At 64.1% G+C, this 8722-nt stretch carries 5 protein-coding genes; all 5 read left to right on the forward strand.

Translation table 11 applies throughout. The features are described 5' to 3' along the window. The first annotated feature begins 42 nt into the window (after positions 1 to 42). On the forward strand, positions 43 to 2805 hold the full coding sequence (gene ppc / locus JMJ54_RS17380; protein ID WP_203539826.1) for a phosphoenolpyruvate carboxylase: 2763 nt from the start codon (positions 43 to 45) through the stop codon (positions 2803 to 2805). A gap of 25 nt (positions 2806 to 2830) precedes the next feature. Then, positions 2831 to 3319, forward strand: coding sequence for a hypothetical protein (locus JMJ54_RS17385; protein ID WP_203539827.1), 489 nt, complete (start codon positions 2831 to 2833; stop codon positions 3317 to 3319). A 628-nt stretch (positions 3320 to 3947) separates the two neighbouring features. Beyond that, a complete protein-coding gene (locus tag JMJ54_RS17390; protein ID WP_203539828.1) occupies positions 3948 to 5975 on the forward strand; it encodes a glycosyl hydrolase family 18 protein in 2028 nt (675 codons plus the stop codon). 120 nt (positions 5976 to 6095) lie between these two features. Beyond that, positions 6096 to 7739: a chitinase gene (locus JMJ54_RS17395; RefSeq protein WP_239000170.1), complete on the forward strand. Its 1644-nt coding sequence runs from the start codon at positions 6096 to 6098 to the stop codon at positions 7737 to 7739. A 309-nt stretch (positions 7740 to 8048) separates the two neighbouring features. Further along, a partial coding sequence (locus JMJ54_RS17400) for a carbohydrate-binding protein (RefSeq protein WP_373310159.1) occupies positions 8049 to 8722 on the forward strand: 674 nt, incomplete at its 3' end.

An 8722-nucleotide genomic window follows, 5' to 3' on the forward strand; every position in this document is an offset into this window, starting at 1 on the left:
TGGGGAACATTTTGCCTATAAATAGCCGCTGCCGAGCCGCCCATGTCCGTACTAGAACCGATTGCCGAGAAAGACCTGCCGCTTGCGCGTGATCTGGACCTTCTGTCCCGCGTGTTGGCCGATACCATTCGTGAACAATCTGGCAGCGCTGCTGCCGAGCAGATTGAAGCGATCCGCGAGCTTGCGCTCAAATACGTGCAGGGGCATGACCCGGCAGCCGGTCAGGCGCTGGCGAGAGCACTGTCGACACTGGATCTGGCCGATGCGATGGCGCTGGTCCGCGGCTTCAGTTCTTTCTCTCACCTTTCGAATATAGCAGAGGATCTGCACCACAATCGTCGTCGTCGCGCGCACAAGATCGCCGGTTCGGCGCCGCAGCGCGGCAGCATCGCCGGCGCGATCGAGAGCCTCAGCGCCCGCGACGTCAAGCCGGCCGAAATCCTGTCGCTGCTGAACGAAACGCTGATCGTGCCGGTCCTGACGGCGCATCCGACCGAAGTCAAACGCAAGACCATCCTCGAATGTCACCGCGCCGTCGGCGAGCTGCTGGCCGAACGTGACCGCAATGCGATGACGCCGGAAGAGCTGCAGGCCAATCAGGATGCGCTCGAACGCGTGCTGATCACTCTGTGGCAGACGCGCGAGATCCGCACCGTCAAGCTGCGCGTGCAGGACGAAATCGAGAACGGCACGACGTATTTCCGCAATTCCTTCCTGCACGAAGTGCCGCGACTGATCCTCGACCTCGAGGACAAGCTGGCGGCGCTGACCGGCAAGAAGGTCGAGCTGCCGAACTTCCTGCAGGTCGGCAGCTGGATCGGCGGCGACCGTGACGGCAACCCGTTCGTGACCGCCGAAGTGATGCGTTACGCGGTGTCGCGCCAGTCCGGCGTCGCACTCGACTACTACTACCAGCAATGCCAGAAGCTCGAAGGCGAGCTGTCGATGTCGACCCGTCTGGTCCAGGTCGACGCAACGCTGCAGCAGCTGGCCGAAAAGGCCACGCCGGAAGAGCGCGCGCACAAGGGCGAAGAGCCGTACCGGCTGGCCGTGTCGCACGTCGGCGCGCGCATTTTCGCGACCGCGGTCAAGATCGGTACCTTCCACCAGACCTTGCACGACGTGGTCCGGGCCGAGCCGTACAAGTGCGCCCAGGAACTGGCCGCCGACCTGTCGGTGATCAGCAATTCGCTCAAGGCGCATGGCGCCACCAAGCTGAGCCAGGGCCGCTTGCGCCGCCTGCAGCGCGCGGTCAGCGTGTTCGGCTTCCATCTGGCGCCGGTCGACATGCGCCAGAACTCGGGCATCCACGACAAGGTGATCGCCGAGCTGTTCGAAAAGGCCGGGCTCGAGGACTACCTGAAGCTCGACGAGGCCAGTCGCCGCGTCGTGCTGCTGCGCGAACTGGCCAGCCCGCGTCCGCTGATCTGCCCGTACATCGAGTACACGGCCGAGACGCAGAAGGAGATCGACATCTACCGCGCCGCCGAGGAAATCCAGTCGCGCTACGGTGAGGCGGTGCTGCCGAACTACATCATCTCGAACTGCGAGTCGGTGTCGGACATCCTCGAAGTCGCGGTGCTGCTGAACGAAGTCGGCCTTGTGCAGCTGTCGCCGACGACGGTCGCCAAGATCAACATCATTCCGCTGTTCGAAACGATTCCCGACCTGCGCATCTGCGGCGAGATCATGACCGAGCTGTTCGCGATTCCGCAGTGGCGCCAGATGCTGGGCTGCCGCAACGGCGTGCAGGAAGTGATGCTCGGCTACTCGGACTCCAACAAGGACGGCGGTTATCTCACTTCGAACTGGGAGCTGTACAAGGCCGAACAGACGCTGGTCAAGGTCTTCGATGCTGCCGGTTTCAAGATGCGCCTGTTCCACGGCCGTGGCGGTACGGTCGGGCGCGGCGGTGGCCCGGCGCACGATGCGATCCTGGCGCAGCCGGCCGGTTCGGTCGCGGGCCAGATCCGCATTACCGAGCAGGGCGAAGTGATTGCGGCCAAGTATGCCGACCGTGAAGTCGGCCGCCGCAACCTCGAAATCCTCGTGTCGGCAACGCTCGAGGCCAGCCTGCCGAAACACAACGGCGAGCCGACCGATGATCCGGCCGCGCTGGCGCTGATGGACGACCTGTCGGCCCGTGCCTATCGCGCCTACCGCGATCTGGTGTTCGCAACGCCGGACTTCGTTACCTACTTCCGCGAAGCCACGCCGATCGGCGAAATCCCGAGCCTGAACATCGGCTCGCGTCCGGCCGCCCGCAAGGCGACCAACTCGATCGGCGACCTGCGGGCGATTCCGTGGGTGTTCTCGTGGTCGCAGTGCCGGCTGATGCTGCCGGGCTGGTACGGCTTCGGCACCGCTGTGACCGAATACCTCGACACCGCCGGCGAGCCGGGTCTCGAGACGCTGCGCAAGCTGTATCGCGACTGGCCGTTCTTTACCTCGACGATTTCCAATATGGAAATGGTGCTGGCGAAGTCGGACATCGCGATTGCCGCGCGCTACTCGGAACTCGTCAACGATCAGGATCTGGCCCGTCGCATCTTCGGCCGGATCAAGGCCGAATGGCAGCGCGCGGTCGACGTCGTCAAGGCGATCACCGAGCACGAGGAACTGCTGGCGGACAACCCGATGCTGTCGCGCAGCCTCGACAACCGCCTGCCGTATCTTGATCCGCTCAACCACCTGCAGGTCGAACTGCTCAAGCGTCTGCGCGCCGGTGACGAGAGCGAGGATGTCCAGCATGCGGTCCACCTGACCATCAACGGTATTGCCGCCGGCCTGCGCAACAGCGGCTGATCCGGCCTTGCCCGAACGAACCGCCATGACACGGCTCGCGCGTTTTGTCGCCCCGCTGTGCATGGCGGTTTTTTCATGCTTGCCGGCGCTGGCGGCCAAGGGCGCGGCCTTGCCGTCGCATTTCGGCGACCGTGTCGAAGCTGCGCTGTCGTGTCGCGGTGAATGGTCGACCGGTTACTGGCAGGACTACTTCAGCCGCCATCTCGGCAAGCCGCTGCGCAGCTGGGGCGGGGCCGACTGGTTCGACGCACAGAATGCCGATCTGGCCGGTGTGCTGGCCAAGGAAGTCTTCACCAATCCGCCCGAGAGCGGCACGCTCATCGTCGGGGCGCTGATCGCCCAGCCGGTCGATGCGGTCCGGGCTCGGCTGGAGGAGCGGCTCGGCATGCGCTTCACGCCGCTGCCCGGACCGTATCCGCGCTTTCTCTCCGCCACCGGCAGCGTGCTGGTCGGCCTGGCCAACCGCCAGACCAAGTGGTACTGCGCCCGTTGGGATCTGGGTAATCGCCCATGACGATGGCGTAATGCCATCGCACTCCACCTTGTAATACCAGTTTCAACCGCTTGTCCGTCAGACAAAACCGCTCAATTGCGCAGCAATTTTCCTTCGATTGCATTTTTTCTTACTTGTCGGTTTTTTGTTTGTACGGATTGAGAAAGCTATGTTCGCCGGGCTGGTACCGGGCCGTCCCGAAAACGGTACGGTGACGTTGCGTCACCAGCAACGTTGCTCGTAGTTTAATCGCCAGCAACTACACGCCGTAGATTCAAAAACCTACATCAGTGAATTCAAATGTTGCAGTGCAAAACAAGCAGCTACGCAATCTGCGCGCGGATTTGGCGATTTTTTGCCCTGATTGCTGCATTGCAATATCGTTGTCATGTGTAGTTCCGGTAGCGAACCACTACCAGGCAAAAATGACGTCTATCCGGCCGATAAACGGCCCCCGCCTAGCTTATTGACTTTGATCCCGCGCTCCCCGCTAATGAACCTCACCGCAAGCGACTACACCCCAAGGTGAGCGTTTGCAGCTTGGTGATACCGGATAGTCTGACAATAAGCTGACCAAACAAAGACGGCCGATATGACCAGTGGATGCGCGTGAATAACGCCAAATCATAAGAGGATGGAGACGCTTCTAATGTCGCAATTCAATCGTTTTGCTCTCGCAGCCATTCCGGCCGCTCTGTTTGCTGTTCAGGCTCATGCGGCTTACCCGGCATGGGCGGAAGGCCAGACCTACACCGCCGGCACTTATGTGTCGTACAGCGGCAATGACTATCAGGCGCTGGTGACCCACACCGCCTATGTCGGCGCCAACTGGAACCCGGCTTCGAGCCCGACGCTGTGGAAGCTGATCGGTGCCAGCACCGGTACCCCGAGCCCGACGCCGACCGCTACGCCGACCCCAGCTCCGACGCCTGCACCGACCCCGGCGCCGACGCCTGCTCCGACTCCGGCTCCGACGCCCACCCCGACTGCTACGCCGACCCCGGCTCCGACGCCGAGCGGTTGCGCAGCTTGGACGAGCACCGGCGTGTACACCGCTGGCCAGTGCGTGAGCTACAACGGCGCGACCTACAAGGCCAAGTGGTGGACGCAGAACAATATTCCGGGCGCTGACCAGTACGGCCCGTGGGAACTGCAAGGTACGGCTACGCCGACCCCGGCTCCGACGCCTGCACCGACCCCGGCTCCGACGCCTGCTCCGACCCCGGCTCCGACCCCGGCTCCGACCCCGGCGCCGACGCCTGCTCCGACCCCGGCGCCGACGCCTGCTCCGACCCCGGCTCCGACGCCTGCTCCGACGCCTGCTCCGACCCCGGCTCCGACGCCTGCTCCGACCCCGGCTCCGACCCCGAGCGGCAGCAAGCAAGTGGGTTCGTACTTCGCCGAATGGTCGATCTACGGTCGCGCCTTCTTCCTGAAGAACGTCCAGACCAGCGGCCAGGCTGCCAAGCTGACCTTCCTGAACTACTCGTTCGGCAACATCTTCAAGCAAGCAGACGGTACCTATAAGTGCGATGCCAGCATCACCCGCACCGAATCCGGCAACGGCGACGGCGGCGATTCGTGGGCTGCGTACAACAAGGGCTTCTCGGCTGCCGAATCGGTTGACGGTGTGGCTGATGCCTGGGGTGCTGACGGCGTTGGCAGCCTGAAGGGCAACTTCAATCAGCTGAAGAAGCTGAAGGCCAAGAACCCGCAACTGAAGACGCTGATCTCGCTGGGCGGCTGGACCTGGTCCAAGTGGTTCTCGGCAGCTGCTGCTACCGACGCAGGCCGCAAGGCACTGGTGTCGTCGTGCATCGACCAGTACATCAAGGGCAACCTGAAGTACGACTCGGGCTCGAACTCGGGTGGTGCAGGTACCGGTGCAGGCGTGTTCGACGGTATCGACATCGACTGGGAATTCCCGGGCGTGCAGGGCGTGGGTACCAACACCGTGTCCGATGGCGACAAGCAGAACTTCACCTTGCTGCTGAAGGAATTCCGCGAACAGCTCGACGCCTACGGCACGACCTCCGGCAAGAAGTATCTGCTGACCGTCGCCATCGGTGCGGGTAGCGACAAGATCGCGATGACCGAACCGGCCCAGTACAGCCAGTATCTGGACTGGATCAACATCATGTCGTACGACTACAACGGCGCTTGGGCTGCTCAAGGTCCGACCGACTTCCAGGCCCATCTGTACGCCGATCCGGCCAGCCCGAACTACCTCGATCCGAAGACCGGCAAGCCGGGCCTAGGCTCGACGTACAACACCGACAGCGCTGTGTCCGCGCTGCTGGCTGCCGGCGCGCCGGCAACCAAGCTCCACCTCGGCATCCCGTTCTACGGCCGTGGCTGGACCGGTGTGAAGGCCGGCCCGAATGGTGATGGCCTGTACCAGACCGCTACCGGCGCAGCCAAGGGTACGTACGAAGCCGGCATCGAGGACTACAAGATCCTGAAGAACGCCGCCGGCACGCTGCGCTACCACCCGGTGACCAAGCAGTCGTACAAGTACGACGGCACCACGTGGTGGAGCTACGACACCCCGACCGACATCCAGAACAAGGTTGACTACGCCAAGGCCAAGGGTCTGGGTGGCGTCTTCGCCTGGGAATCGGACGGTGACACCGCTGACGGCGAACTGACCTCGGCCATGGCCAAGATTCGTCAGTAAGGCGAGTAATGATCCGGCTCGAATGAGTACGTGATCCCTGGGCCCTCCCGGTTTTCGGGGGGGCCTTTTCACAGGCGCCACGATACGGTGCCAAACAGAAAGCAGTGAGGAGAGATGTCAATGTTCAATCGCTTTGCGCTGGCTGCCATTCCGGCAGCGCTCTTCGCCGTGCACGCCTACGCGGCGTATCCGGCCTGGCAGGAAGGTCAGACCTACACCGCGGGCACTTACGTGTCCTACAGCGGTAATGATTATCAGGCGCTGGTGACCCACACCGCCTACGTGGGCGCCAACTGGAACCCGGCGTCGAGCCCGACGCTGTGGAAGCTGGTCGGTGCCAGCACCGGTACGCCGAGCCCGGCACCGACACCTGCGCCGACGCCGGCCCCCACGCCCGCACCGACGCCTGCACCGACACCGGCCCCCACGCCGGCGCCGACGCCGTCGGCCGGTTGCACTGCAGCGGCCTGGTCGTCGACTGCGTCCTACAACGGCGGTGCGACCGTCAGCTACAACGGCCATACCTATTCGGCCAAGTGGTGGACACAGGGCGACGTGCCGTCGAGCAACACCGGTGACGGCAAGCCCTGGAACGATCTGGGTGTCTGCGGCCCGGTGAGCCCGACGCCTGCACCGACCCCGGCCCCAACGCCGGCCCCAACGCCGACTCCGGCTCCCACGCCGGCGCCGACGCCTGTTCCGACTCCGACGCCTGCTCCTACACCGGCGCCGACCCCGGTTCCGACCCCGACACCCGCTCCGACTCCGGCACCGACGCCTGTTCCGACGCCGACGCCGTCGGGCGCTGGCCTGCCCAAGCACGCGCTGATCGGTTACTGGCACAACTTCACCAACGGTGCCGGTGACGCGATTCCGCTGCGCAATGTGTCGGATGACTGGGACGTCATCATGATTTCCTTCGCCGACGATGCCGGCGCAGGCAAGGTGGCATTCAACCTCGACAAGAACGCCGGCACCGAAGCCGAGTTCATCGCCGATGTCGCCGCCAAGCGCGCCAAGGGCAAGAAGGTGATCCTGTCGCTCGGCGGCCAGGAAGGCCGGATGACCCTGTCGACCGCCGCCGACGTGAAGAACTTCGTCGATTCGCTGTACGCCATCATCACCAAGTACGGTTTCGACGGTATCGACCTCGACCTCGAAAGCGGCGCCGGTGTGGTGCAGGGCACGCCGATCATCGGCAACCTGATCAGCGCCGTGCAGCAGCTCAAGGCCAAGGTCGGCCCGACCTTCTACCTGTCGATGGCGCCGGAACACCCGTACGTCCAGGGTGGCTATGTGGCGTACTCGGGGATCTGGGGTGCTTACCTCGGGATCATCGACGGCCTGCGTAACGACCTGAACATGATCCACGTTCAGTACTACAACAACGGCGGCTTTACCTACACCGATGGCCGCACGTTGAACGAAGGCACCGTCGACGCACTGGTCGGTGGCTCGCTGATGCTGATCGAAGGCTTCAAGGTCAACTACGGCGCCGGCTGGGAGTTCAAGGGCCTGCGTCCTGACCAGGTTGCATTCGGCGTACCGAGCGGTCCGTCGTCGGCCGGCCGTGGCTTCGTGACCGCGGCTACCGTCAAGAACGCGCTGACTTGCCTGACCCAACTGGTGGGTTGCGATACCGTGAAGCCGAAGCAGGCTTACCCGGACTATCGCGGCGTGATGACCTGGTCGATCAACTGGGACAAGCACGACGGCTACAACTTCTCGGTGCCGGCCAAGGCCGCGCTGAAGGCGCTGCCGTAAGCGTCAGCCAAACCGGCCGCAGATGTTGCGGCCGGTTTTTTTTGGCCTGAAGGATCCGTATGCCGGACGGGTTGCCGCTCGCGGTTGCGACCGTGATGCGGGTGCACGGCGGTGCGATATCAGCGTGTCGTAACCGGACGCCGTTCCGCTCCGGGCCTGCGGTATCCGACGTTTTCGCTCTGTTTTCTGTTCGCATGGCGGCCATTCGGCCGTCCATCTTGCCTGGCCGTTCCAGGTTGCCGGCACGCACCAGCGTGGCCGTGTCCCTGCCGTGCGGCCACGCTCACGCAAAAAAGGATGGTGAACACGATGTTGCGTTTCAACCGTTTTGCATTGGCGGCGATGCCGGCTGCACTGGCGATGGTGCAGGCTTATGCCGCTTATCCGACCTGGGCCGAGGGCAATACCTACGCCGCCGGTACCATCGTTTACTACCAGGGACATGACTACAAGGCGCTGACTACGCACACCGCCTATGTCGGCGCGGGCTGGACTCCGTCGACAACGCCGACCCTGTGGCAGGACCTGGGTGTCGACACTGGTGCAACGCCGACGCCGACGCCGACGCCGACGCCGACGCCGACGCCGACGCCGACGCCGACGCCGACGCCGACGCCGACGCCGACGCCGACGCCGACGCCGACGCCGACGCCGGCACCGACATCGTGCTATCCGGCCTGGCAAGGGCAGAGTAGTGGCAAGGTCTCCTACAAGGGCAGGAACTGGGAGGCAAAGTGGTGGGCCAGTGCAAGTGACGTGCCCGGCGCCGATCAATGGGGCCCGTGGAAAGACCTCGGTCCTTGTGGTTCGGTAACGCCGACGCCGACGCCGACGCCGACGCCGACGCCGACCCCGACCCCGACGCCGACGCCTACGCCGACGCCGACGCCGACGCCGACGCCGACGCCGGCACCGACATCGTGCTATCCGGCCTGGCAAGGGCAGAGTAGTGGCAAGGTCTCCTACAAGGGCAGGAACTGGGA

The organism is Jeongeupia naejangsanensis, from assembly GCF_016865585.1.
GTDB classification, from domain to species: domain Bacteria; phylum Pseudomonadota; class Gammaproteobacteria; order Burkholderiales; family Chitinibacteraceae; genus Jeongeupia; species Jeongeupia naejangsanensis.